We start from the raw sequence: 24,391 nt of genomic DNA on the forward strand, positions 1-24,391 counted from the left end.
CTCCCGATTATCGCCGTCGTGATGAGTTCGACGTACGCCGCGGGTCTGTACCGGCATGACCAACGCTGCAGTCACCACCACGATCGACTCCCGTTACGGCGAGCCCGGCGCCGAACCCACGTCGTGGCCTGAGACCGAGGCCCTGTTCGCGTCGGCGCCCTTGTATTGGGTGAGCACCATACATACGACTGGTCGGCCGCATGTCGCACCGCTCGTCGGCGTGTGGCACGACGGCGCTTTCCACCTGACGGTCGGCCCGGGCGAACAGAAAGCGCTCAACCTCGTGCGGGACCCACACATCGCGGTCACCACCGGCTGCAACGAGTGGGATGCCGGCATCGACGTGGTGCTCGAAGGGGAGGCTCACCGCGTCACCGACCACGCGGCACTCACCGCCGTCGCCGCCGCGTACCTCGCCAAATACGACGAAGCCTGGCGCTTCGAGGTCGGCGAGGGAGGTTTCGGTATCGCCGACGAGTTCGCGTGGGTGTTCCGTATTCCACCTCGGAAGGTGCTGGTCTTCGCCAAGAAGCCGCACGGTCAGACGACGCACCGATTCGGGTAGATGGTCAGGAACCCAGCTTCGTCGCGAGTTCACGCACCATGTCCTGCGCGGCAGCGAGGCTCTCCGCGGCTTGCCCGGCGAGCGGTGCCAACGGTGGAATTCTCTCGGTAAGGGTGAGTTCCGCTGTCACGACCGACACCGACATACCGAGCGAGGTGCCCAGCGTTTGCTGGAGCGGCGGGATCACCGAGTCGGTTCCGTCGCCCGGTGTGCCGGGTGCATAGGTGTTGCCGCGACTCGACACGATCACCGCGGGCTTGCCCTTCAGCGGTGCCTCCGGGGTGTCGAACGGCACGGTGCTACCGAGCACGTGGATGTAGTCGATCCACGCCTTGAGCGTCGACGGCATCGACCAGTTGTACATGGGTGCGCCGATCACGACGACGTCGGCGTTCGTGACCTCCTCGATCAGCGCGGCCTGCAACGCTTCGGCCTCGGGATCCGGCCGCTCCGCTCCGGTACGCAACCGCGCTGCGTAGTGCAGCCCGGCGTCGGGCAGGTGGGGCAGCGGCGATCGGTGCAGATCCCGCACGATCACCGTGTGCTCGTCGCCGAGTGAACGCCAGGTGTCGGCGAACAGCGCGGTCAGGCCACGGGAGACCGAGTTATGCAGGTCGGCGGACGAATCGAGGTGCAGCAGCGCAGGCATGGCGTCTCCTGGGTTCCGGCGGTGATGTCGTCGGAGCTTACTGCGCCGTCTGCGGCTGCGTAGCGCCGCCGACGGAGGGGGAGTGTCCGCTCTCCATCTGGACATCCAGCGGATTGGCGATTTCGTCGCGTGGCATCCTCGCCACGACGATCACGACGAGCGCGACGACGATGGGCACCGTACCGGCGAGCACGAATGCAGGGACCAGACCGACTGCGAGTGCAACCGGACCCGCTACCGCCATCGACAGCGGCATGAACACGAGCGAGACGAAGAAGTCCAGACTCGATACCCTGCCCAGCAAATGCGGCGGCACACGCCGCTGCAGCAGCGTCCCCCAGAGCACGGTGGGTGCTTCGAACAGCACTCCGACGGCGAACACGGCTACGACGATCAGCACGATCGAATCGGCGAATCCGACGACGACGAGCGGAATCGACCCGACTCCCCACATCAGCATCATCACCGTCAGATAGCGGCGAGGTAGCCGCGTGGAGGCCATCGTCAGCGCGCCCACGGCGCCTCCCGCGCCGAACGCGGCCAGGACGATCGCGTGGGCGCCCGGCCCGCCGCCGGGGATGTCCTTGACGACGAACGGGATCAGCACCTCGATCGGGCCTGTCAGGACGAGCACGAGCATCGATCCGAACAGGAGCGTGCCGAGTAGCCACGGGGTCCGCGTCATATAGCGAAATCCCTCGACGAGATCCATGGTGGCCGAACGTAGCGGATGGCCGTTCGTGGCCGGTAGATCGCGGCGTACCGGTGTGGGCCGCACCGCGAGCAGGCATAGCGCTCCGGCGACCTCCAACACGACGACCGCGGCCAGCGCCGCGCCCGGCGAGATCGACGCGACCACTGCGCCTGCGAGCGCGGGCCCCGCGGCCTGCATGCACACCGGGCGGAGTAGTCCTTCGATTCCGTTGGCGGCCAGCAGGTCTTGTGGGGGAACGATCGACGGTAGTAGAGCCGAATAGGCCGGGTAGTGGAATCCTTCCGACAGGCCGACAGCGAAGCCTGCGACCGCGAGATGCCAGAACGTCACCCGATCGGTCAGTGCGAGTACCGCGACGATCGCCACGATCGCGGCCCGTGCGAAGAATGCGGCGAGCAGAATCCGTCGCTGCGGTATCCGGTCGGCGAGCACACCGCCGACGAGGCTCGTGAGCACGATGCCGACCGCCGGACCGGTCGCGACCAGCGAGAGCTGGGCGGGTCCGCCGCCGAGCTCTATCACTTGCCACACCAGCGCGATCAGCCACATGCCCGCCGCGAGCATTCCCAGCGACAACGTGAGGACCAGTGCCCGGTACTGCTGCCACCGGAATGGACGAGCCGGCCCGCGAGCCCACCGCGCGGTAGTGTCGTGCACGTTGTTCCTCCGTCCTGCCTTCCGTAGTGTCGGCCGGTCGGACGGGGGTCGGCAACCGAATTTCGTCGTCGAGCGTGCAGTTTTCGTCGCCTCCTCTCGAAGAATGCGACGAGAACTGCATGCTCGATCGGGTATCAGCGGACGGGGCCCGCTTCGAGCGTCAGGTCGGTGGAGCCCGAAACTCCTGCCTCGTCGATCCATTCGACCCGCACCCGATCGCCCGGCCGGTGCCGGCGCAGCGCATCCTCGAGATCGTTGGTGGAGGAGACCGGCGCGCCATCGAAAGCGATTATCACGAAGCCTGTTTCGAGGCCGGCGTGGTAGGCGGGAGAGCCGTACGAGACCCACAGCACCTCGGCGCCCCGGTCGCCACCGTCGGAGCGAGCGGTGGTGACGCTGACGCCGAGCTGCGGGGTGGGGCCCACATGAACGGTCTCGGAACCGACCCCGCTTCGCACCTGCTCCAGTACATCGAGCGCCTCGCTGATCGGCACCGCGTACGCCTCGGAGGGTGCTCCGCTGGTGTCGATCCCGATGGTTTCCGACGGGTCGGGGAAGACCGAACCCGCGGTGTTGACCCCCACGACCACACCGAACTCGTCGACGAGAGGCCCACCGGAATCGCCGGGGCGGATTGCCGCGTCGGTCTGGAGCATGCCGGTGAGCCGGTGGCGCGATCCGTCGGTGGAGTCACGCACCACGACGTTGCGGTCGTGGGCGACGACGGTGCCCGGTGCTGCGACGACGACGCCACCGCCGTCGGCATTGCCGAAGGCGGTGACCAGGGATCCGACTTCGGGTGGCGCGTCGGCGAGGGTAGCGACCGGCAGGTCGTGCGCCGCGCCGAGCTGCAGGACCGCGATGTCTCGGGTGGGGTCGTAGCCGGTGACGACGACGTCGTAGATCAGCCCGGTCGCGGGACTGACTGCGGTGATCTCGGTGGCGCCGCTCACCACGTGATGATTGGTCAGTGTCACGCCGTCGGGGGTGAGGACGATGCCCGTGCCCGCGACGCCGCTCCACCCTCGGCTCGCGTCGATGTTGACCACCACTGATTCGGTCCGGGCGGCGAGCTCGTCGAACGACAGCGGGGGCGGGGGTGGCGGCGCGGGTGCCGCGACGGGTGCGGGAGCCGGTGAGCCGACCTCGACGACGGCGGGTGCGCTCACGAGCAGGCTCGCGGTGGCGACGAACGCCACCAGCAGCGCCGACCCCCCGCGTCCCGTCACGTCGCGTGCGCCTCCGCCTCCAGATGGTCGACGAGTTCGCGAGCCGCTGCGCGCCCCGCACGGTTGGCGCCGATGGTGGACGCCGACGGACCGTAGCCGACCAGGTGGATTCGGGGATCATTCTCGACCTGGGTCGCGAGTCGTCCGGTCAAGGTGATCCCGCCGCCGGGGTTGCGCAGGTCCAGCGGCGCGAGGTGATCGAGAGAGCTGCGAAATCCTGTGCACCACAGGATGACATCGACGTCAAGTTGTGATCCGTCGGGCCACTGGACGCCGGTCTCGGTGATCTCCGAGAATATGGGCTGCCGCTCGAGGACGCCGCGCTGGCGGGCGGCCCGGATCGCCGGGGTCACCGGCAGTCCGGTGACGGAGACGACGGAGCCGGGCGGCATACCTCGTCGCACACGGTCCTCGACCAGTGCGACCGCGGCCCGACCGATTTCTGGGCTGAATTCCTCGGTGCGCCAAGCGGGTTCGCGACGGGTGGTCCAGGTGGTTCTCGTGACGCGGGAGATCTCGTCGAGTAGCTGCACTGCCGAGATGCCTCCGCCGACGACCAGGACGTGTTTGCCGACGAATTCGTCGGCGGAGCGATAGTCCTTGGTGTGCAGCTGACGCCCGCGGAAGCGGGTGGCTCCGGGATACCACGGGACGAAGGGATGTTCCCAGGTTCCGGTGGCGTTGATGATGCCCCGGGCGGTGTAGACGCCGGAGTCGGTTTCGATGCGCAGGTGGTCGCCGCGATCGCAGACCACCGTCACCAGGACCGGGCGGTGCACCGGCAGTTCGAACCGCTCTTCGTAGTCCGCGTAGTACTCCGGCACAGCCGTGGACGCGGGGACGAGGCCGGCGTCGGAACCGACGATGTCCTCGAACGACGACCCGGGTAGATCGTGGACGCCGTTGACGGTGCTCAACGTCAGTGACGGCCATCGGTGCTGCCACGCTCCGCCCGGTCCGTAGGAGCGGTCCAGGACGACGAAGCCGGTTTCGGGGCGGACACCGAATCGACGCAGGTAGTACGCGGACGACAGCCCGGCCTGCCCGGCGCCGATCACGACGACGTCGACGGCCTCCGTGTCGGCCGCGGTGTCCTCCACCGTCATCGAACCCCTCCCGGTCGGCTCTCGTGAGATCAATGATGCCCCGTGGCGCGGGGTCGTGTGCGGCAACTGTGCAGGGGGAAGGGGCGGTGTCCGGAACGTCTGGTTCATGCTCGCGCGCCGGACAATAATGTGATATCACTTTAATATCGTCAAGGTATCGGAGGGAATTCATGGACACAGCGGACACGTTCACAGTCGAACGACCAGGCCGCTCGTCGAACGGATGGGCGGTACTCGTCGCGGGCCTCGTGGTCGGCCTCGTCGCGATCGGACTGATCGTGTGGGGCGCGATCGAGATCAACGTTCCCGTGATCGTCATCGGCGCGGTGGTCTTCGTGGTCGTCGCCGTGTTACTCGCGGGCCTGGTGCTGGTGGAACCCAACGAGGCTCGCGTGCTGCAGCTACTGGGCGGGTCGTATTCGGGAACATTGCGCGAACCCGGTCTGCGATGGATGAACCCACTCAACTCGCGCCGCAAGATCACCACGCGCATCCGCAATCACGAAACGGGCAGGGCGAAGGTCAACGACGCCGACGGCAACCCGATCGAGATCTCCGCCATCATCGTCTGGCAGGTCGAGGACACCGCCCGCGCAGTCTTCGACGTCGACGACTTCGAAGAATTCGTCGCAGTCCAGACCGAAGCCGCCGTTCGTCACATCGCAGGCAGCTACCCGTACGACGGTCCCACCGAGGTGATGTCGCTGCGCCAGAACGCCGACGAGATCACCACCAGGCTGTCGGAGGAGGTCCACGATCGCGTGCAGTCCGCCGGCGTCCGCATCATCGAGACCCGCATCAACCAGCTCGCGTACGCACCCGAGATCGCGCAGGCCATGCTGCGTCGCCAGCAGGCCGGTGCAGTGATCGCCGCGCGCGAACAGATCGTCCAGGGCGCCGTGACGATAGTCGGCAGTGCGCTCGACCGACTCGTCGCCGAGAATACCGTCGAGCTCGACGAGGAACGCAAGGCCACGATGGTCTCCAACCTGCTCGTCGTCCTCTGCGGCGACCAGAATGCACAACCCGTCGTCAACACCGGCTCGCTCTACCAGTAGGAACGACGGGCATGGCCGAACGTAAGAAGGTGCTGTTGCGGCTCGACCCCGCGGTTCACGACGCGCTCGCGCGGTGGGCCTCGGACGAGCTGCGCAGCACCAACGCGCAGATCGAGTTCGTCCTGCGTCGCGCCCTGGCAGACGCGGGACGGATGCCACGCGATGCCGGGCGGATCCGGGGTCCCGGTCGTCCCCGCGCCGACGAAGACGAGTGATTCGATCTCCGCCACGCGAACGTATTCGGGCCGGTGAAATTCTCTGGTCGAATCATGATCGCCCCCGCTAGGGTCGTTGGGTGATGCCGTCATGCTGATCCGCCTGATCGTCACTTACCTGCCGCGATATCGCGTGAACGTCGTGGCGGTGGTGATCCTGCAGTTCGTGGCAACTGTCGCGATGCTCTACCTGCCGACGCTCAATGCCGACATCATCGACAACGGTGTCGCCAAAGGCGACACCGGATACATCCTGCGGATCGGCGGCTGGATGTTCGTGGTGGCATTCGTGCAGCTGGTCTGCATGATGTGCGGGCAGTATTTCGGTGCCCGCGGGGCGCTTGCCGTGGGACGCGACCTCCGCCACGATCTGCTGCACCGGGTGAACACCTTCTCGGCGCGCGAAGTCGGCACGTTCGGTGCGCCGTCGTTGATCACCCGTACCACCAACGATGTACAGCAGGTCCAACTCCTGCTGGTGATGAGTTCGTTCATCCTGGTCACGGCACCCATCATGTGTATCGGCGGGATCGCCATGGGGATTCACGTCGCGGCACCCATGGCGTGGGTACTCGTGGTGGCGGTGCCCATTCTCGGTATCACGATGGCCCTCATCATCCGGGTGATGGTCCCCGGTTTCCGGGTGATGCAGGCCCGGCTGGACAGCGTCAACCGGATCCTGCGCGAACAGATCACGGGGATCCGCGTGGTCCGCGCATTCGTCCGGGAACGGTACGAGGCCGACAGGTTCGAGGTCGCCAACGACGAACTCGCGGACGCGAGCCTGCGAGTCGGACGGATGATGGCGTTGATGTTCCCCGTGGTCATGGGGATCACGAACGTGACGATCGTCGCGATCATCTGGGTCGGCGGGCACGAGATCTCCGACGGCACTGTGGAGATCGGTGCACTGAGCGCGATGATCAGCTACGTCATGCAGATCATGATGTCGGTCATGATGGCGTCGTTCCTCGCAATGATGGCTCCGCGAGCGACCGTGTGCGCGGAACGGATCGGTGAGGTCCTCGCGACCGAGACCTCGGTGGTTCGGCCCGCCGAACCGATCGGCTTCGACGAGGATCCGGCCACCGTGGAGTTCCGCAACGCGCAGTTCCGTTACCCCGGCGCCGACAGTCCGGTTCTGGATGGAATGACCTTCCGCGTCGACCCCGGCACCACCACTGCGGTCATCGGGTCGACGGGTTCGGGCAAGACGACCCTGATCGGATTGGTACCGCGCCTGATCGATGTCACCGACGGCGCGGTCCTGGTCGGCGGTACCGATGTCCGACACCTGGACCCCGGCGTGCTGCGGGCGGAGATCGGGCTGGTGCCGCAACGTGCCTATCTGTTCTCCGGCACCGTCGCCTCCAATGTGCGCTACGGGAAGCCGGACGCCACCGACGACGAGGTCTGGGAGGCACTGCGCATCGCACAGGCCGACGAGTTCGTCCGCGCGATGCCGCAGGGACTGGACACGCCGATCGCCCAGGGCGGCACGACGGTCTCGGGTGGTCAGCGGCAGCGCCTGGCGATCGCGCGGGCCCTCGTCCGCCGGCCGTCGATCTATCTCTTCGACGACGCGTTCTCGGCTCTGGACCTGTCGACCGACGCGCGCCTGAGATCTGCGCTGCGACCCGCGACCACCGCCTCTGCGGTGATCATCGTCGCGCAGCGCGTATCGACGATCATGGACGCCGATCAGATCGTGGTACTCGATCGCGGACGGATCGTCGGATTGGGGCAACACGACGAGCTGCTCGATTCGTGCGAGACCTACTCCGAGATCGTCCGCTCGCAGCTCGCCGTCGAGGAACGGTCGTGACCGGCCCGGGCGGCAGGCAGCCGCTGGGTGCACCGGTGCAGAAGCCCCGATCGTTCGTGCCGTCCATGAAGCGGCTGCTGCACCTGCTCGTCTCGTATCGCGGCTTCATGATCGTGATCCTGACTGCGACCGTCGGATCCGTGATCCTCACGGCGATCGCCCCACGGGTCCTAGGTCACGCCACCGACCTGATCTTCAACGGTGTCATCGGCCGGATGCTTCCCGCCGGTACCACCAAGGAGCAGGCGGTCGCCGACCTCCGGGCACAGGGGCAGGACACATTCGCCGACATGGTCGGCTCGATGGATCTCACCCCCGGGGTCGGCATCGACTTCACCGCCGTCGGACGGGTACTCCTGACGGTTCTCGCCCTCTACCTGGGATCGGCGCTGCTCGCGTGGGTCGGTGCCTATCTGCTCAACATCGTCGTCGTCGGCACGATCAAGCGATTGCGTTCCGATGTGGAGGACAAAGTCCATCGTCTGCCTCTGCACTACTACGACACGACCCCGCGCGGGGATCTGCTCAGCCGCGTCACCAACGACCTGGACAATTTGTCGCAAAGCCTGCAGCAGACCGTCTCCCAGGCGCTGAACTCGGTGCTGACCGTGATCGCGATCCTGATCATGATGCTCTCGATCTCGCCTCTGCTCACGATGATCGCGCTGGTGGCGATCCCGCTGTCCATCGTCGCGACCGTCCTGATCGCTCGGCGATCCAAGCCGCACTTCTCCGCGCAGTGGTCGTCGACCGGCAAACTCAACGCGCAGGTCGAAGAAGCGTTCACCGGACACGAACTGATGTTGGCGTTCGGTCGGCAGCAGGAGGTCGAGGACGAGTTCGACACCCGCAACGACAAGCTCTACAACTCGAGTTGGCGCGCCCAGTTCATCTCCGGACTGGTCCAGCCGACCATCATGTTCCTGGGCAATCTGAACTTCGTCGCGGTGGCAGTCGTCGGCGGACTCCAGGTCGCGTCGGGCTCGATCAGCCTCGGGTCGGTGCAGGCGTTCATCCAGTACTCGCGTCAGTTCACCCAGCCGCTCGCCCAGATCGGCTCGATGGTCAACCTCCTGCAGAGCGGAGTGGCCTCGGCAGAGCGGATCTTCGACATTCTGGACGCAGAGGAACAAAGCACAGATCCGGCCGACCCGCAGACCCCGTCGACGAACAGCGGGCGCATCGACTTCGACGACGTGTCATTCCGCTACGTGCCCGACAAGCCGCTCATCGAGAACCTGTCGCTGGTGGCCGAACCCGGGCACATGGTCGCGATCGTGGGACCGACGGGCGCAGGCAAGACCACCCTCGTCAACCTCATCATGAGGTTCTACGACGTCGACTCGGGAACGATCCGCGTCGACGGTGTGGATTCGCGCCGCATGACCCGCGACGATCTGCGGGAACGCACCGGGATGGTCCTGCAGGATTCCTGGCTGTTCGGCGGCACCATCTACGAGAACATCGCCTACGGTGACCCGACCGCCAGTCGTGAAGAAGTCATCGAGGCGGCCGAGCTGAGCCACGTCGACCACTTCGTGCGGGCCTTGCCGGACGGGTACGACACGATGCTCGACGAAGAAGGCGGCGGCGTCAGTGCCGGAGAGCGACAGCTGATCACGATCGCCCGGGCCTTCCTGGCCAAGCCGGTCGTACTCATTCTCGACGAGGCAACCAGTTCCGTCGACACCCGCACCGAACTGCTGATCCAGCAGGCCATGGCGACGCTACGCACCGACCGGACGAGTTTCGTCATTGCACACCGACTTTCGACGATCCGCGATGCCGACGTCATCGTCGTCATGGAGGACGGACACATCGTCGAACAGGGCAACCACGAGCAGTTGCTCGCAGTCCACGGTGCCTACTACGACCTGTACATCAGTCAGTTCACCGGCCCGGTGGAGACTGTGGACGACGCAGAACGGCCGACGATCGTCGAGCAGGCATGACGAGCGTGGCCGAGCACGACTGATCGAGATCGCTGCCGAGTGATCGGTCAGCGTCGGCTCGGCGCGACCGACAACACCGACTCGGTGGGCAGCCGAGGCGTCGGTGCCGGCCGGCCTTCGGGAGCGGCCGTCCCGATCCGGATCAGCGCCTGCGGACAGCCGCCGCCGGGGATGAGCCCGGCGATGATCTCCCGGCTACCCGGGAGTTCGGTCACATGCGTCAGGGGGCATGTCGCCAAGCTGTGCGCCGTCGCCTCGAGGAGTAGTTCCGAGAGCATCCGACCGGCGGCCAGCCACGCGTGCCGCTCGTCCGACGAGGTGCTGACCAGCAGGACGGTCGACGCATCGATCTCGGTTGCTGTGCTGTCCGGAGTGGTTCTGCTGCCCGCGGGGAAGCGGCGTCCGACGTCGACCCGGCGATGTTGCTCCGTGGTCACCAACGCTTCGGGCGGAATGCCGGTGGTCTCGGTGGTGTGTCCCGCCCACCAATGGAGTTCTTCCTGGTATGCGGTGTCGTAGCGACGGAGCGCGGCACTGCGCGCGGTCGCGTCGGCCAGTATCTCCCGTGCGACGGGAGACAGGACCGTCACCTGCGCGTCACTCGGGTCGACGCACGACACGATGCTCCGCGTCGCGGCTGCGTCCGGGGCTGCGAGCGGTCGACGGTCGGAATAGCGTCGCCTGATTGCCGCTACGAGATCGAAATCGTGCGAGGCCGGTCGGGCGCCGTGCCCGAAACGCACGGTGGCGAGATGATCGGAGTGGGCACCGTCGGGGAGACGCCGGACCTCGGTCGACCATTTCAACGCGGTGAACGCAACCTGCAGGTGATGCAGTGCTGCGCCGCAGCTCAGAACGAGTTGCCTGCCCGAAGGATCGACCGCTCCGAGCATGCGTGATGGGTCGCCGTGCAGATCGAGTGCCCCGGTCTCGTACCGCCAGCGCCAAGGCTGGCTGTTGTGTACCGACGGTGCGCGGCACGCGAGATCCACGGCCATCCGCACCACGTCGGAATCGGGAATCCGGGTGCTCATGACGGCTCCGTATTCGTGCGACAGGTCGGACCTGGTCCCCATTGTTCGCTGTAGGCGTTCCGAGGTCCAGGGACAATGGTCATCGACTTCCTCACCGCGGGTGTGGTGGTGGGATGATGCGGATGCTCGAGTCGAACAGGATGGGGTAGTGATGATCGGAATCAGCCGCGACGGTGCCGTGGTGACGGTGGAACTTCAGCGTGAGGAACGCCGCAACGCGCTCACCACCCAGTTGTGTGTGGAAATCCGCGAGGCCGTGGAGAACGCCGTGGAGGACGACGCGCGGGTGGTCGTGATCACCGGACGCGGTACGTCGTTCTGTGCGGGTGCCGATCTGTCCGGCGATGTGTATGCCGAGGGATTCACCGACAGTCTCGCCGAGCTGCTCCGCACGATCGTGGAGGCACCGCTCCCGGTGGTCGCCGCAGTCAACGGTCCGGCGATCGGAGCGGGCACCCAGCTGGCGCTCGCGTCGGACCTGCGCGTAGTGGCACCCGGCGCGCGATTCGCGGTGCCGGCGGCGAAGCTGGGCATCTCGGTGGACCGGTGGACGGTGCGGCGGCTCGCATCGCTCGTCGGTGGTGGCAGGGCCCGCACGGTGATGCTCGCGTGCGAAGCGATAGAGGCCGACGACGCACTCGCCTACGGTCTCGCCAACAAGATCGGCGATCTGGCGGCAGCTCAGGCGTGGGCGCAGGAGATCGCGAAGCTCGCACCGCTGTCGATGCACGCACACAAACTCTTCCTCAACGACGACGGCACGCGCCGCGACCCCACCGCCGAACAGCAGGCTGCCGCCGCCGCGGCGTGGCTCAGTGAGGACGCGCAGGAAGCACGCCGAGCGCGGGCCGAACGCCGCGACCCGATCTTCCAGGGCCGATGAATCTCGGGCGGGTGGCGTCCTCCGCCGCCGCGGGCGTCGGGCTCGCGTGGCTTGCTCGCGCCGCACGTGGGCTACCCACATCGATCGGTGCGTCGGTGTCCGACATCCGCCCGTATGCGGCCGGTTCGCCGCAGTACCGGGAGGGACGGTTCCACAACACCGAGCCCTCGTCTGCCCTCGATCCCGAGGCCGGCGGTGGGTTCGTCAAGGACCTTCTCGCCCGCGGGTCCCGCGGACGACCGATGGGGGACGTCCCGATCGCCCCGTACGTCGCGCCCGTGGATTCCGGGCCGCTTGCGGTGACGTGGTTCGGGCATTCGAGCGCCTTGGTCGAGATCGACGGATATCGCGTTCTCGCCGACCCGGTGTGGAGCGATCGGGTCTCGCCCTCGTCGACGATCGGCCCGATGCGCCTGCATCGCCCACCGGTCGAACTCGCTGTGCTCCCGCAGATCGACGCGGTGATCATTTCGCACGACCACTACGACCATCTCGATCGCTTCACCGTCGAAACGCTCGCGGCAATACAGCCGCGCGCCAAGTTCCTCGTGCCCGTCGGGGTAGGAGCGCACCTGCGGAAATGGCGGGTGCCCGAAGAGCGCATCGTCGAACTCGACTGGGACGAACACACCCAGATCGACGGACTGACGGTGACGTGCACCGAAGCCCGCCATTTCTCGGGCCGAGGTCTGCAACGCAACATCACGTTGTGGTCGTCGTGGGTGCTCACCGGTCCCGCCCACTCGGTGTTCTTCGGAGGCGACAGCGGATACACCCGCCGATTCGCCGATCTCGGTGAGAAGTACGGGCCGTTCGACCTGACATTGCTCCCCGTCGGGGCGTACGACCTACGGTGGCCCGACATCCACATGAACCCGGAAGAGGCGGTGCGAACCCACCTCGACCTCGGCGGGACCGAGCGCCGCGACAGCCTCCTCGTGCCGGTGCACTGGGGTACGTTCAACCTCGCTTTCCACGCCTGGTCGGAGCCGATCGCGCGCCTCCTGCCCGCCGCGGAGGCCGACGGTGTCGCGACGGCAGTGCCGATGCCGGGACAGCGAGTGGATGTGTCGCGGCATCGGGCGGACGAGCCCTGGTGGACGGCATTGGGGTGATGTGCAGGGGTGGTGTCGCCGATCTGCTGAGTCCTACTGGAATAACCTGTTCTCCATGGCAGCTGACGAGCCCACCACGACGGTCGGGCCAGGCGATACGGTCGTGACCGATCCCGCACACGTCCGGAACGGCCTGACGGCCGATGAGGTCGCCGAGCGCGTTGCGCGGGGAGAGACCAACGATGTCCCGGACAGGGCCTCACGGTCGGTCAAGGACATCGTGCGCGCCAACGTGTTCACGCGCATCAACGCGATCCTCGGTGTGCTCTTCCTGATCGTGCTGTTCACAGGGTCGATCATCGACGGCATGTTCGGCCTGTTGATCATCGCGAACAGCGGGATCGGCATCATCCAGGAGATACGCGCCAAGCGAACCCTCGACAAGCTCGCGATTGTCGGTCAGGCCAAACCGGTTGTCCGGCGGGACGGCATCTCCGCGGAGCTGTCACCGCGCGAAGTGGTACTCGACGACATCATCGAGCTCGGGCCGGGCGACCAGCTCGTGGTCGACGGTGTCGTGGTCGATGCGGCTGCACTCGAACTCGACGAATCGCTGCTCACCGGTGAAGCCGACGCGATCGACAAGGCGCCGGGGTCGACGGTGATGTCGGGCAGTTTCGTGGCGTCGGGCAGCGGTGCGTACCGGGCGACGAAGGTGGGTCGCGACGCCTACGCCGCGCGGCTCGCGGACGAGGCCAGCAAGTTCACGTTGGTGCATTCCGAGCTCAACTCGGGAATCAACAAGATCCTGAAGTTCATCACCTACCTGATGATTCCCGCGGGCCTGCTCATCATCTACAACCAGTTGTTCTCGAGCGGTGAAGCTCTCGGACCGGCGCTCAGCGGCATGGTGGCAGCGCTCGTGCCGATGGTGCCCGAAGGTCTCGTGCTGATGACGTCGATCGCGTTCGCAGTGGGCGTGATCCGGCTCGGCCGCCGACAATGCCTCGTGCAGGAACTTCCCGCGATCGAGGGGCTTGCCCGCGTCGACGTCGTGTGTGCCGACAAGACGGGCACGCTCACCGAGAACGGGATGCGGCTGGCGGACGTCGTCGCCGCGGTCGGGGCCGACCTCGCTACCGCGCGCGAGGCTTTGGCCGCGATTGCCGCCGACGATCCGCGACCGAACGCCAGTGTGCTCGCGATCGCCGAGTCATTCCCGGATGATCCGGGATGGGGGGAATCGACTGCGGTCGCGCCGTTCTCGTCGGCGAAGAAGTGGAGCGGGCAGTCGTACGGCGAGCACGGCAACTGGCTGCTGGGCGCTCCGGACGTGTTGCTCGATCCCTCATCGGATTTCGCGCGGCAGGCCGAGGAGATCGGAGCGAAGGGGCTACGGGTGCTGCTGCTCGCTTCCAGCGACCGTCCCGTCGACGACCCTGAAGCCCCCGGCACGGTGACACCGCAGGCGCTGGTGGTGCTCGAGCAACGGATCCGGCCCGATGCGCAGGACACTCTCGAATATTTCGCCGGCCAGAAGGTCGACGTCAAGGTGATCTCCGGCGACAATGCCGTGTCGGTGGGTGCGGTTGCGTCGTCGCTGGGCCTTCCGGGTGGCGAGAATCCGGTGGACGCCCGGACTTTGCCCGACGACCCGGATGCTCTTGCCGAGACCGTGGGAACGGCAACGACATTCGGACGCGTGCGACCCGATCAGAAACGCGCGATGGTCGGTGCTCTGCAGTCGCGGGGGCACACCGTCGCGATGACCGGTGACGGTGTCAACGACGTCCTGGCGCTCAAGGACGCGGACATCGGTGTCGCCATGGGATCGGGCAGTCCGGCGACCCGTTCGGTGGCGCAGATCGTCCTGCTCGACAACAAGTTCGCCACGCTGCCTTATGTGGTGGGGGAGGGGCGTCGCGTCATCGGCAACATCGAACGCGTCTCGAACCTATTCCTCACCAAGACCGTGTACTCGGTGTTGCTCGCATTCCTGATCGGCATATCGGGGGTGTTCTCCCAACTGTTCGACTTCGAGCCGCTGCCGTATCCGTTCCTGCCGCGCCACGTGACGATCGCGGCCTGGTTCACCATCGGTATCCCGGCATTCCTGTTGTCGCTCGCACCGAACAACGAACGTGCGCGGTCGGGTTTCGTGTCGCGGGTGATGCGACTCGCCATCCCGTCGGGTGTCGTGATCGGTGTGGCCACATTCGTCTGCTACGTGCTCGTCTACGGGGGCCCGGAGCAGACGGAGGAGCAGAAGATTCAAGCCGGGACATCGGCGTTGATCACGCTGATCATGATTGCGCTGTGGGTGCTCGCCGTTGTTGCACGGCCGTACCAGTGGTGGAAGGTTGTGCTGCTCGTGGGGTCGCTGCTCGGATATGTGGTGTTGTTCTCGGTGCCGTTCACGCGCGAATTCTTCGCGCTGGACCCATCGAACATCGCCTACTCGACCATCGCGGTTGCCTGTGGCGCGATCGGGGTGGTGCTCGTCGAGGCCATCTGGTGGATTTCCGGGCGGTTGCACGGCGAGCACCGGCGTCTGTTCGCAGCCCCGGACGACCTGCTCCCGGGAGTACACTGACCGACCACTGTTGCCTGGATTCGTCGATGCATGTTTCGCAAGACCTACCCGGTGGAACTCGTGTCGACGACCGCACCGATGGAAGGAGAGCGGCATGGGTTTCATGGATCAGGTCAAGGGCCTGCTCGGCAAGGGCAAGGATTACGCCGCGCAGAATCCCGACAAGGCCCAGAGCTACATCGACAAGGCAGGCGATGCGATCGACGGGAAGACCGGCGGCAAGTATGCGCAGCACGTCGACAAGGCGCAGGACGCTGCGAAGAAGCATCTCGGCGCCACCGGCAACCCTGCGCCCGGCGCACAATCCGGCCCCGGAGACGATCCGGGCCCGCAGTCCGATCCAGGCCAGGATCCCCAGCCGGGGCCGCATACTCCATAGCCCAGGTCAGCCCGCAGACCCGAGGTCCGTCGGTTGTGCGAGGATTCCTTCGCTCGATACCGAACGAAAGGGACACGCTGTGGGATTCATGGATCAGGTCAAGGGCCTCGTCGACAAGGGCAAGGATCTGGCTGCCGAACACCCCGACAAGGTGAACGAGGCCATCGACAAGGTCGGTGACCTGGCCGACGAGAAGACCGGTGGCAAGTTCGCCGACAAGGTCGACACCGCCCAGGATGCGGCGAAGAAGGGGCTCGGCACAGCCTGAAGGCCTCTGCCCACACACGCCCCGACACCGCGGCGTGTGTGGGGCGCCGTGCTTCGGACCGCCGTGCTTCGGACCCACGCCACAGGGTTCCTGAAGCACAATCGACCAGGTGAGCGGAACCTGGATTCTTCTGGTGGTCGTCGCAGCGATCGCCGTGACCGGATTGGCGAACCGCGGGAACCTGCAGGCACCACTGGTACTGGTCGTGATCGGGGCGCTCGCGTCATTCATCCCGGGCCTACCGCAGCTGGAACTCGAGCCGCACGTTCTCCTCGGAGTCGTCCTCCCGCCGCTGCTGTATTCGGCCGCGGTGCGATTCTCCGTCCCCACCTTCAAACGCAACCTGTCGCATATCCTCCGGCTCGGTATCGGGACGGTCCTCGTCACGGCATTCGCCGTAGCGTTCTTTGCGGAATGGCTCGTCCCGGAGCTGACGTTCGGTGCCGCACTGGTTCTCGGTGCCGTGGTCGCGCCCACCGACGCTGTCAGCGCAGTCGCGGTCGGCCGGAAGCTCGGTCTCCCGAAGCGAGTCATCGCCATCCTCACCGGCGAAGGCCTGGTCAACGATGCCACCGCCCTGACTCTGTTCACGGTCGCTGTCTCCGCGGTGGTAGGGACCCAGGTCTTCGTCGACTCGCCGGTCGTGTTCTTCGGCTACGAAGTCGTCGGTGGTGTCGTGGTCGGGCTCGTGCTTGCTGTGGCCGTGCACTGGGTGCGCGCCCGAATGGACCATCCCTCGCTGGAAACCGCTTTGGGTCTGGCCATTCCGTTCACCGCGTATCTCGTTGCCGAGGAAATCCACGCGTCCGGAGTGCTGGCGGTCGTGGCAGCGGGTCTGTACATGGGGCACCGCTCGACCGATCTGTCGGTCACGACGAGGCTGCAGGAACGATTCGTCTGGGAGAGTCTCGACATCCTCCTCGAGATGTTCGTGTTCGCCTACATGGGATTGCAGCTGAAGTTCGTCCTCGACGAAGTGACCGACAACGGATACGACGTCGTCACGATCCTGTTCTACGCATTCGCGGTACTGGTTGTGGTCATGCTTGTCCGCCCGATCTGGGGATTGCTGAACTGGGGTCGGAGACGAGCCGCCCGGACGGTCGGGTTGGGCAGGCTCGGCCGCGACGCCCTGAGTTTCCGGGAACACATCGTGGTGTCCTGGGCGGGGATGCGCGGCGTGGTGACCCTCGCCGCCGCAGGCGGTATCCCGTTCGTGCTGGCCTCCGGTGACCCGTTCCCGGGCCGCGAGATCATCCATCTCACCGCGATCGTCGTCGCTGTCGGCACACTGTTGATCCAGGGTTCGACGATGCCGGTCTTGATCCGGCGCCTCGATGTCACCGACCCGTACGAGCAGTTGCGCGCCGAGGAACAGCGGGCACTTGCACGATCCATCAGTTCCGATGCAGCGAGAGACAGGCTGCAGGCCCTCGCCGCAGAACTGCCCGATGGAGCGGACGCGGAGAAGGTGCGGCGGATCCTCGAGCGCGTCGAACGATCGATTCGCTCGCGCGTCGATGCCGAGCGCGCCGAGTCCGAGATCGACATCGAACGCAGCCAGGACGCGGGAGCGTTGTTCGACCGGTTCCGCCGCGCCGTGCTGCGCGCGCAACGCACCGCGCTGATCGCTGCGCGCGACGAAGGCTCCCTCGACGACGAGACGCTGCGGGCGGAACTCGAAAGCCTCGACATCGAGGAGGCAGCGGCGGAGGAGCGGATCGATCGGCGTGAGCGGAATGATTGACCGGCACGGTCGTGATCGATCGACGAGCAGACGTCGTAGCGTGAGTTCGTGACCGGAACCGTCCTCCTCGTCGTCGCTGTCTCGGTGTTTCTCGTCGGCTCGGGGATCGCCGCAGTGTGGGCGCGTACGCGCCGGGTCGTCACGACACCCGCCGAGCGTGCGGTACACGCGACACTGCACACCGCGTCGCTCGCTGCGCGACCCTTGCGCAGCGGCCTGGACGCGACGTCGGCTCGAGAAGCGGCGCCGCATCTGCGGCAGCTGCTCGCCGAAGCGCAGGCCGTGGCCCTGTTCGACGCCGACGGCGACCTGCTCGCCTGGGACGGGCCGTTCCAATCGCTGTCCGGGCAGGTGCGGATCGCTGCGAACCGCGCGATCGACGGCGAGCGGCGTGTGCTCGTCGGGCACGCTGCCCTCGAGCGGGGGCCGCAGGATTTCGCCGCACGTGCCGTGGTCGCCCAGCCGCTGGTCGTCGACGATGTCGGTGTCGCGGGTGTGCTCGGTGTCGTCACCACCGCTGATCCGGGGCCTGCGCTGCTCGGTGCCCTCACCGAAGTGGCCCGGTACGCGTGCAGCCAGCTCGAACTCGCCGAACTCGACGCGTCCCGTGCCCGTCTCGATCGCGCCGAGGTGCGTGCCTTGCGGGCGCAGATCAGTCCCCATTTCATCTACAACGCGCTCAATACTGTGGCCTCGTTCGTTCGTACCGATCCCGATCGTGCTCGCGAGCTGCTGCTCGATTTCGCGGATTTCACGCGGTACTCCTTCCGCGCGACCGGCGAGTACACGTCGCTCGCCGACGAGCTGCGCAACATCGACCGCTATCTGACCCTGGAGCGGGCCCGCTTCGGCAATGCACTCGAGGTTCGGCTGCAGGTTGCGCCCGAGGTGCTCAACGTCGCTCTGCCGTTCCTGGCGTTGCAGCCGCTGGTGGAGAACGCGGTGCGGCACGGCATTGCGGGCAAGCCGACACGGACAGGCACCATCACGATCGTGGCGGCCGATGAGGGGACCGACTGCATCATCAGTGTGGAGGACGACGGAGTAGGCATGGAGCCGGAACTGCTGCGCTCGGGGATGCTCGACTCGACCGCCGATGGCAGCGAGGGAAGCGGTGTCAAGGAATCGGCGCACGTCGGTCTCTCCAACGTCGACGACCGGTTGCGTGCGGCGTTCGGCAACGACTACGGCCTGATCGTCGACACTGCACCGGGTGCAGGCACCAAGGTGAGTATGCGGGTGCCGAAATTCCGGGCGGGTATCAGGCCGTGATCGGATTCGTACGTGGCACGATGAGTCTGCTGTGAACGAGACTCCCGACACCATGACTGTGCTCGCCGTCGACGACGAACCGCCCGCGCTCGACGAGCTGGCTTTCCTCCTGCGCGCCCGTCCCGAGATCGGGCGGGTCCACACCGCGGGTGATGCGACCACCGCGCTGCGGCTGCTGCGCGACGGTGGCATCGACGCGGTGTTCCTCGACATCAACATGCCGGGACTGGACGGGCTGGAACTCGCAGGAATCCTGCGGAACTTCGCGACTCCACCGTCGGTGGTGTTCGTGACCGCGCATGACGACCGAGCGGTATCGGCGTTCGACCTGGGCGCCGTGGACTACGTTCTCAAGCCGTTGCGGGAGGAGCGTCTCGTCGAGGCCGTACGTCGTATCGTCGAGCGGCGCCGGCCGGCACTACCGGACGGTTCCGAGGCGGAGTCACGCGACGAGGTGATCCCCGTCGAACTCGGTGGCGTGACCACTCTGGTGCCGCGGTCGTCGGTGCGATGGGTGGAGGCGGACGGTGACTATGCACGCCTGCACACCGACACCGGATCACATCTCGTGCGCATCCCGATCTCGTCGTTGGAGAGCCGCTGGGCGGATGCGGGCTTCCTCCGTGTCCACCGCTCGTACCTGGTGGCGTTGCCGCTGGTGACCGGCATCCGCAGTGCCGGGACGGGACTGGTCGTATGCATGAAGCCGGTCGGTAGTGCTGCCCCGGTCGAATTGCCTGTCAGTCGCCGTCACACCCGTGAACTCAAAGACCGGTTGATCCGAGGCCCGATGCAGTCCTGGACGGCGCGGTGACGGGCCCGTCCGCGCGTCCCCCGGCCGGGCCGCACCGCGAACGTGTCGTGCTCGCGAAGAGGCGCGGCGCGCGCATGGTGCGTACCCGGGTGGAGGTGCAGCAGCAGACCGAAGTGGGCGACGCGATGGTCCGGGGTCTGGTGCGCGCGCAACTCGGGCTCGCGCTGCGGATCGCGGTGGTCCCGGTATGTCTGCTCGGCGCGATTCCGGTGGTGCTCGCTCTGTTTCCCGCGCTGGCCGATCTCACTCTGTGGAAGGTGCGGGTGCCGTGGATCCTGCTGGGTTTCGTGTCGTATCTCCTGCTCCTGGTCTGCGCGTGGCTGTATGTGTTTCTGGCCGAACGCAATGAGCAGGATTTCACCGACCTGACCGACGACTGACGTCTGTATCCATGAACACCTCGGTTCCTGTCCTCACGGTGGTCGGCATCGTTGCCGCCGCGATCGCCACGGTCGCGATCGGGGTCTACGGGGTGCGGATCTCCCGTACCACCTCGGATTTCCTCGTCGCGTCCCGTAGCGTCGGACCCCGCTGGAACGCCGCCGCGATCTCGGGTGAATACCTTTCTGCCGCATCGTTCCTCGGGGTGGCAGGTCTCGTCGCCAAATACGGTACCGATGCCCTGTGGTACCCGGTGGGGTTCACCGCCGGATACCTCGGCCTGCTGTTGTTCGTCGCGGCGCCGCTCCGCCGATCGGGTGCGTACACCGTGCCGGATTTCGCCGAGTTCCGGCTCGGCGAACCCTGGGTGCGGTCGCTGTCGATGATCATCGTGGCGATCATCTGCGTGCTCTACCTGGTACCGCAGTTCCAGGGCGCGGGTCTGACACTGAACATCCTGCTCGGCCTTCCCAGCTGGGTGGGGGCAGCAGTCGTCGGTGTCATCGTGATCGCCAATGTGGTGGGCGGCGGCATGCGGTCGATCACGTTCGTGCAGGCCTTCCAATACTGGCTCAAACTCACCGCGGTGGCGCTTCCCGCGCTGGTCCTGACGATCTACTTCGTAGGGGACGACCGCGGTGTCGACGAACCGATACCGCCCACTGTCACGGAGACCACCACTGTCGACATCACTGTCGACGTCGTCGTGCAGGTCGCCGAGCCGATCCCGGTGACGGCGACCGGCGAGGTGGATTCCCGGCCCGTCGCAGGGCAGATCGTTCTGACCCCCGGCGAACACGAACTCGGCGCGGGCACCGAATTGGTGCTCGAAGCGGGTTCGCCGGTGCCGGTGGTCGCGGGGGCGCCCTCCGACAACGACGCGTGGGCGTCGCCCGGCGCGGGCATCGGTGCAGGCGGCGAACACCACCTGTTCCAGGTGTATTCGCTCATGATCGCCACGTTCCTCGGAACGATGGGACTGCCCCACGTCCTCGTGCGGTTCTATACGAACACGGACGGGCGGGCCGCGCGCATGACGTCGTTCGCTGTGATCGGCCTGCTCGGGTTGTTCTATCTGTTCCCGACGATTCTCGGGGTGTTCGCGCGTCTGTACGTGCCGCAACTGCTCATCACCGGCCGCTCGGATGCCGCTGTGTTGCTCCTGCCCAACTCGGTGCTCTCGGGTTGGGTGGGCCAACTGCTCGCCGCGCTCGTCGCGTCGGGGGCGATTGCGGCATTCCTGTCGACGTCGTCCGGCCTGCTCGTGAGTGTCGCGGGAGTGCTGTCGACCGACGTGCTGCGTGGACGGGTTCGGGACTTCCGGATAGCAGCGGTCCTGGCCGGGATCGTTCCTCTGCTCCTTGCGGTGTCGGTGGTGTCGCTGGATCTGTCCAGGTCGGTGGGGCAGGTGTTCGCCATCGCAGCATCGACGCTGTGTCCGCTGCTGATACTGGGAATCTGGTGGCGTGGGCTGACCGCGATCGGTGCCGCTGCGGGCATGGTCGTCGGGGGTCTCGTGGCGGGCGGGGCGGCTCTGCTCACTGTTCTCGTGCGCTTCGATCCTTCGGTTGCCGGGGGATGGCCGGCGGTGCTGTCCGCCTACCCGGGCGCGGTGAGCGTGCCGCTGGCGTTCGTCGTCATGATCGGGGTGAGCCTCGCGACGAGGAAGAGGGTGCCGGCCGACGTCGGTCGCACGTTCTCTCGGATGCACGTGCCGGAGCGGCTCGGGATGGGCCGCGACCGAGAGCTCGGTGCGTTCGGCGAGCGGGAGCTCGGTGCGTCCGGCGAGCGAGAGCTCGGAGAGCGCCGCTCGTCGCAATGAGACGACCGTTCGGCGCACGTCACGACAGCTTGGCGTACAACCCGCACGTACCTCTATCTGTGTGATCGCCGTCTCATTAGCGTTTGTGTGCACTACACCTCACACGGACGACCAAGGAGTCGGCAGTGACCACAGCACCACTCAGCGAGAGTGACGTACCGGAGCGGCGGGTACCGACGTCGCAGGACTTCGTCGACATGCAGGCGAGTCCGGAGTTCCAGGAGTTGCGTACCCGTTTGCGCCGGTTCGTGTTTCCGGTGACGGTGTTCTTCCTGGCCTGGTACGCCCTGTACGTTCTGCTCGCCACTTACGCGGCGGATTTCATGGCGACGAAGGTGATCGGCAACATCAATCTGGGCCTGATCCTCGGGCTCGGGCAGTTCGTCACGACGTTCATCATCACCGCCGTGTACGTGAAGTTCGCCGGACGTGAACTCGATCCGCGCTCGGCAGCGATCCGCGACGAGCTGGAAGGACCGCAGCAGTGAACGTACTTGCGCAGGGACATACCGATGTCGGTAACCCGCTGCTCAACATCGCAATCTTCGTGGCGTTCGTCGTCGTCACGATGGGCCTGGTCATCAAGGCCAGCCGCACCACGAAGAAGGCCTCGGACTTCTACACCGGTGGCGGTCAGTTCTCCGGTCCCCAGAACGGTTTCGCCATCGCGGGCGACTATCTGTCGGCTGCGTCGTTCCTCGGTATCGCAGGCGCCATCGCCGTCTACGGGTACGACGGCTTCCTGTACTCCATCGGCTTCCTCGTCGCGTGGCTCGTCGCGCTGCTGCTCGTCGCCGAATTGCTCCGCAACACCGGGCGATTCACGATGGCCGACGTTCTGAGTTTCCGGCTCAAGCAGCGACCGGTGCGGATGGCTGCGGCGCTGTCGACGCTCGCGGTGTCACTGTTCTACCTGCTCGCCCAGATGGCCGGTGCCGGTGGACTCGTCGCACTGCTCCTCGACATCCAGGACAAGGCCGGCCAGGCGATCGTCGTCGCTGTCGTCGGGGTGCTCATGATCGTGTACGTGCTCGTCGGTGGCATGAAGGGCACCACGTACGTCCAGATGGTCAAGGCGGTGCTGCTGGTCGCGGGTGCGGGCATCATGTTCGTGCTCGTGCTGCTCGCGGTGCGCGGCAACTTCTCGCAGCTGCTCGCCGACGCTCAGGCCATGGCATCGAACTCTGCGGACGAAGCGGTCGCCGGCCGCGACATCCTCGCGCCGGGTGCGAAGTACGGCATCAGCGGCATGACCCGGATCGACTTCATCTCCCTCGGCATTGCGCTGGTGCTCGGCACTGCGGGTCTGCCGCACGTGCTGATGCGCTTCTACACCGTGCCGACCGCCAAGGAAGCACGACGCTCGGTCACGTGGGCGATCTCGCTCATCGGTGCCTTCTACCTGTTCACCCTGGTGCTCGGCTACGGCGCCGCGAAGATGGTGGGGCCCGACGTCATCCTGAATGCTCCGGGCAAGGAGAACGCTGCGGCTCCGCTGCTCGCGTACGAATTGGGCGGCACCATCTTCCTTGCGGTGATCTCCGCGGTCGCGTTCGCCACGATCCTCGCGGTCGTCGCAGGCCTGGCGATCACGGCATCCGCATCGTTCGCGCACGACATCTACGCGAGCGTGCTCAAGCACGGTAAGGCCACCGAGGACGAGCAGGTGCGGGTCTCGCGCATCACGGTCGTCGTGATCGGTCTGGTCTCGATCGTGCTCGGCATCCTCGCCATGGGGCAGAACATCGCCTTCCTGGTCGCGCTGGCTTTCGCTGTCGCCGCCTCGGCGAACCTGCCGACGCTGCTGTACTCGCTGTTCTGGAAGAAGTTCAACACCACGGGTGCGCTGTTCAGCATCTACGGCGGTCTCATCAGCTGCCTGCTGCTGATCGTGTTCTCCCCGGCAGTGTCCGGCAGCCCGTCGTCGATGTTCCCGAATGCCGACTTCTCGTGGTTCCCGCTGTCCAACCCGGGCATCGTGTCCATCCCGCTCGCCTTCGCTCTCGGTATCGTCGGCACCTACATCGGCCGCAACAAGCCGGAGGATCCGTTCAAGCAGGCAGAGATGGAGGTCCGCTCGCTCACCGGTGTCGGTGTCGAGAAGGCCGTGTCTCACTGACCCCACGCCCACACCCCTGAAGCCGAACGTCACCTTCGGTCAGTTCAACTGAC

General features: G+C 66.4%; 22 protein-coding genes. 17 read left to right on the top strand and 5 right to left on the bottom strand.

The window, feature by feature from the left end; translation table 11 throughout:
• Positions 1-55 precede the first annotated feature (55 nt).
• A complete protein-coding gene (locus tag MWU77_RS01755) occupies positions 56-565 on the top strand; it encodes a pyridoxamine 5'-phosphate oxidase family protein (protein WP_169688428.1) in 510 nt (169 codons plus the stop codon).
• A gap of 4 nt (positions 566-569) precedes the next feature.
• On the opposite strand, the gene MWU77_RS01760 is transcribed toward MWU77_RS01755, so the two are convergent.
• The 4 genes from MWU77_RS01760 to MWU77_RS01775 all read right to left on the bottom strand — a co-directional run bounded on the left by MWU77_RS01760 (position 570) and on the right by MWU77_RS01775 (position 4,921).
• Entirely contained in the window at positions 570-1,214 is a 645-nt protein-coding gene (locus tag MWU77_RS01760) for an FMN-dependent NADH-azoreductase (protein ID WP_247272794.1), read from the bottom strand.
• 37 nt (positions 1,215-1,251) lie between these two features.
• Complete coding sequence (locus MWU77_RS01765; protein ID WP_247272795.1) at positions 1,252-2,586, bottom strand: MFS transporter; 1,335 nt, start codon at positions 2,584-2,586, stop codon at positions 1,252-1,254.
• A 134-nt stretch (positions 2,587-2,720) separates the two neighbouring features.
• Positions 2,721-3,815, bottom strand: coding sequence for a S1C family serine protease (locus tag MWU77_RS01770; RefSeq protein ID WP_169687935.1), 1,095 nt, complete (start codon positions 3,813-3,815; stop codon positions 2,721-2,723).
• A complete protein-coding gene (locus MWU77_RS01775) occupies positions 3,812-4,921 on the bottom strand; it encodes an NAD(P)-binding domain-containing protein (protein ID WP_247272796.1) in 1,110 nt (369 codons plus the stop codon). Before MWU77_RS01775 ends, MWU77_RS01770 begins: the two co-directional genes overlap by 4 nt.
• A gap of 170 nt (positions 4,922-5,091) precedes the next feature.
• On the opposite strand from MWU77_RS01775, the gene MWU77_RS01780 reads away from it, so the two are divergent.
• The 4 genes from MWU77_RS01780 to MWU77_RS01795 all read left to right on the top strand — a co-directional run bounded on the left by MWU77_RS01780 (position 5,092) and on the right by MWU77_RS01795 (position 9,971).
• Positions 5,092-5,979, top strand: a complete 888-nt coding sequence (locus tag MWU77_RS01780; RefSeq protein ID WP_169687933.1) for an SPFH domain-containing protein — start codon at positions 5,092-5,094, stop codon at positions 5,977-5,979.
• Between the two features lie 11 nt (positions 5,980-5,990).
• On the top strand, positions 5,991-6,194 hold the full coding sequence (locus MWU77_RS01785; RefSeq protein ID WP_169687932.1) for a hypothetical protein: 204 nt from the start codon (positions 5,991-5,993) through the stop codon (positions 6,192-6,194).
• Positions 6,195-6,285: 91 nt separating this feature from the next.
• Positions 6,286-8,019 carry an ABC transporter ATP-binding protein gene (locus MWU77_RS01790; RefSeq protein ID WP_247272797.1) on the top strand — a complete coding sequence of 578 codons (1,734 nt, stop codon included), beginning with the start codon at positions 6,286-6,288 and terminating at the stop codon, positions 8,017-8,019.
• Positions 8,016-9,971 (top strand): ABC transporter ATP-binding protein, encoded by a 1,956-nt coding sequence (locus tag MWU77_RS01795; RefSeq protein WP_374229794.1) that lies wholly within the window; start codon positions 8,016-8,018, stop codon positions 9,969-9,971. The genes MWU77_RS01790 and MWU77_RS01795 overlap by 4 nt, the downstream gene beginning before the upstream one ends.
• 47 nt (positions 9,972-10,018) lie before the next feature.
• Here MWU77_RS01795 and MWU77_RS01800 read toward each other — a convergent pair whose 3' ends face one another.
• Positions 10,019-11,005 (bottom strand): hypothetical protein, encoded by a 987-nt coding sequence (locus MWU77_RS01800; protein WP_169687930.1) that lies wholly within the window; start codon positions 11,003-11,005, stop codon positions 10,019-10,021.
• A 151-nt stretch (positions 11,006-11,156) separates the two neighbouring features.
• On the opposite strand from MWU77_RS01800, the gene MWU77_RS01805 reads away from it, so the two are divergent.
• From MWU77_RS01805 to MWU77_RS01860, 12 genes are all read left to right on the top strand, one after another.
• Positions 11,157-11,888 (top strand): enoyl-CoA hydratase, encoded by a 732-nt coding sequence (locus MWU77_RS01805; RefSeq protein ID WP_169688015.1) that lies wholly within the window; start codon positions 11,157-11,159, stop codon positions 11,886-11,888.
• A complete protein-coding gene (locus tag MWU77_RS01810) occupies positions 11,885-13,003 on the top strand; it encodes an MBL fold metallo-hydrolase (RefSeq protein WP_169687929.1) in 1,119 nt (372 codons plus the stop codon). Before MWU77_RS01805 ends, MWU77_RS01810 begins: the two co-directional genes overlap by 4 nt.
• A 55-nt stretch (positions 13,004-13,058) precedes the next feature.
• On the top strand, positions 13,059-15,536 hold the full coding sequence (locus tag MWU77_RS01815) for an HAD-IC family P-type ATPase (protein ID WP_169687928.1): 2,478 nt from the start codon (positions 13,059-13,061) through the stop codon (positions 15,534-15,536).
• 94 nt (positions 15,537-15,630) lie between these two features.
• Positions 15,631-15,915 carry an antitoxin gene (locus MWU77_RS01820; RefSeq protein WP_169687927.1) on the top strand — a complete coding sequence of 95 codons (285 nt, stop codon included), beginning with the start codon at positions 15,631-15,633 and terminating at the stop codon, positions 15,913-15,915.
• An 88-nt stretch (positions 15,916-16,003) separates the two neighbouring features.
• A complete protein-coding gene (locus MWU77_RS01825) occupies positions 16,004-16,183 on the top strand; it encodes an antitoxin (RefSeq protein WP_206039891.1) in 180 nt (59 codons plus the stop codon).
• A 109-nt stretch (positions 16,184-16,292) separates the two neighbouring features.
• The gene (locus MWU77_RS01830; protein WP_247272798.1) at positions 16,293-17,930 is read left to right on the top strand and encodes a Na+/H+ antiporter; all 1,638 of its coding nucleotides are present in this window, start codon (positions 16,293-16,295) and stop codon (positions 17,928-17,930) included.
• A 48-nt stretch (positions 17,931-17,978) separates the two neighbouring features.
• Positions 17,979-19,202 carry a sensor histidine kinase gene (locus MWU77_RS01835; RefSeq protein WP_247272799.1) on the top strand — a complete coding sequence of 408 codons (1,224 nt, stop codon included), beginning with the start codon at positions 17,979-17,981 and terminating at the stop codon, positions 19,200-19,202.
• Positions 19,203-19,233: 31 nt separating this feature from the next.
• The gene (locus MWU77_RS01840) at positions 19,234-20,016 is read left to right on the top strand and encodes a LytTR family DNA-binding domain-containing protein (RefSeq protein ID WP_247272800.1); all 783 of its coding nucleotides are present in this window, start codon (positions 19,234-19,236) and stop codon (positions 20,014-20,016) included.
• A gap of 74 nt (positions 20,017-20,090) precedes the next feature.
• The gene (locus tag MWU77_RS01845; protein WP_247273046.1) at positions 20,091-20,396 is read left to right on the top strand and encodes a hypothetical protein; all 306 of its coding nucleotides are present in this window, start codon (positions 20,091-20,093) and stop codon (positions 20,394-20,396) included.
• Between the two features lie 11 nt (positions 20,397-20,407).
• On the top strand, positions 20,408-22,219 hold the full coding sequence (locus MWU77_RS01850; RefSeq protein WP_247272801.1) for a cation acetate symporter: 1,812 nt from the start codon (positions 20,408-20,410) through the stop codon (positions 22,217-22,219).
• A gap of 125 nt (positions 22,220-22,344) precedes the next feature.
• Positions 22,345-22,707: a DUF485 domain-containing protein gene (locus MWU77_RS01855; protein WP_169687920.1), complete on the top strand. Its 363-nt coding sequence runs from the start codon at positions 22,345-22,347 to the stop codon at positions 22,705-22,707.
• On the top strand, positions 22,704-24,338 hold the full coding sequence (locus tag MWU77_RS01860; protein WP_169687919.1) for a cation acetate symporter: 1,635 nt from the start codon (positions 22,704-22,706) through the stop codon (positions 24,336-24,338). The genes MWU77_RS01855 and MWU77_RS01860 overlap by 4 nt, the downstream gene beginning before the upstream one ends.
• Positions 24,339-24,391: the final 53 nt, after the last annotated feature.

It is taken from the genome of Rhodococcus sp. F64268, assembly GCF_023015605.1.
GTDB lineage: Bacteria > Actinomycetota > Actinomycetes > Mycobacteriales > Mycobacteriaceae > Rhodococcus.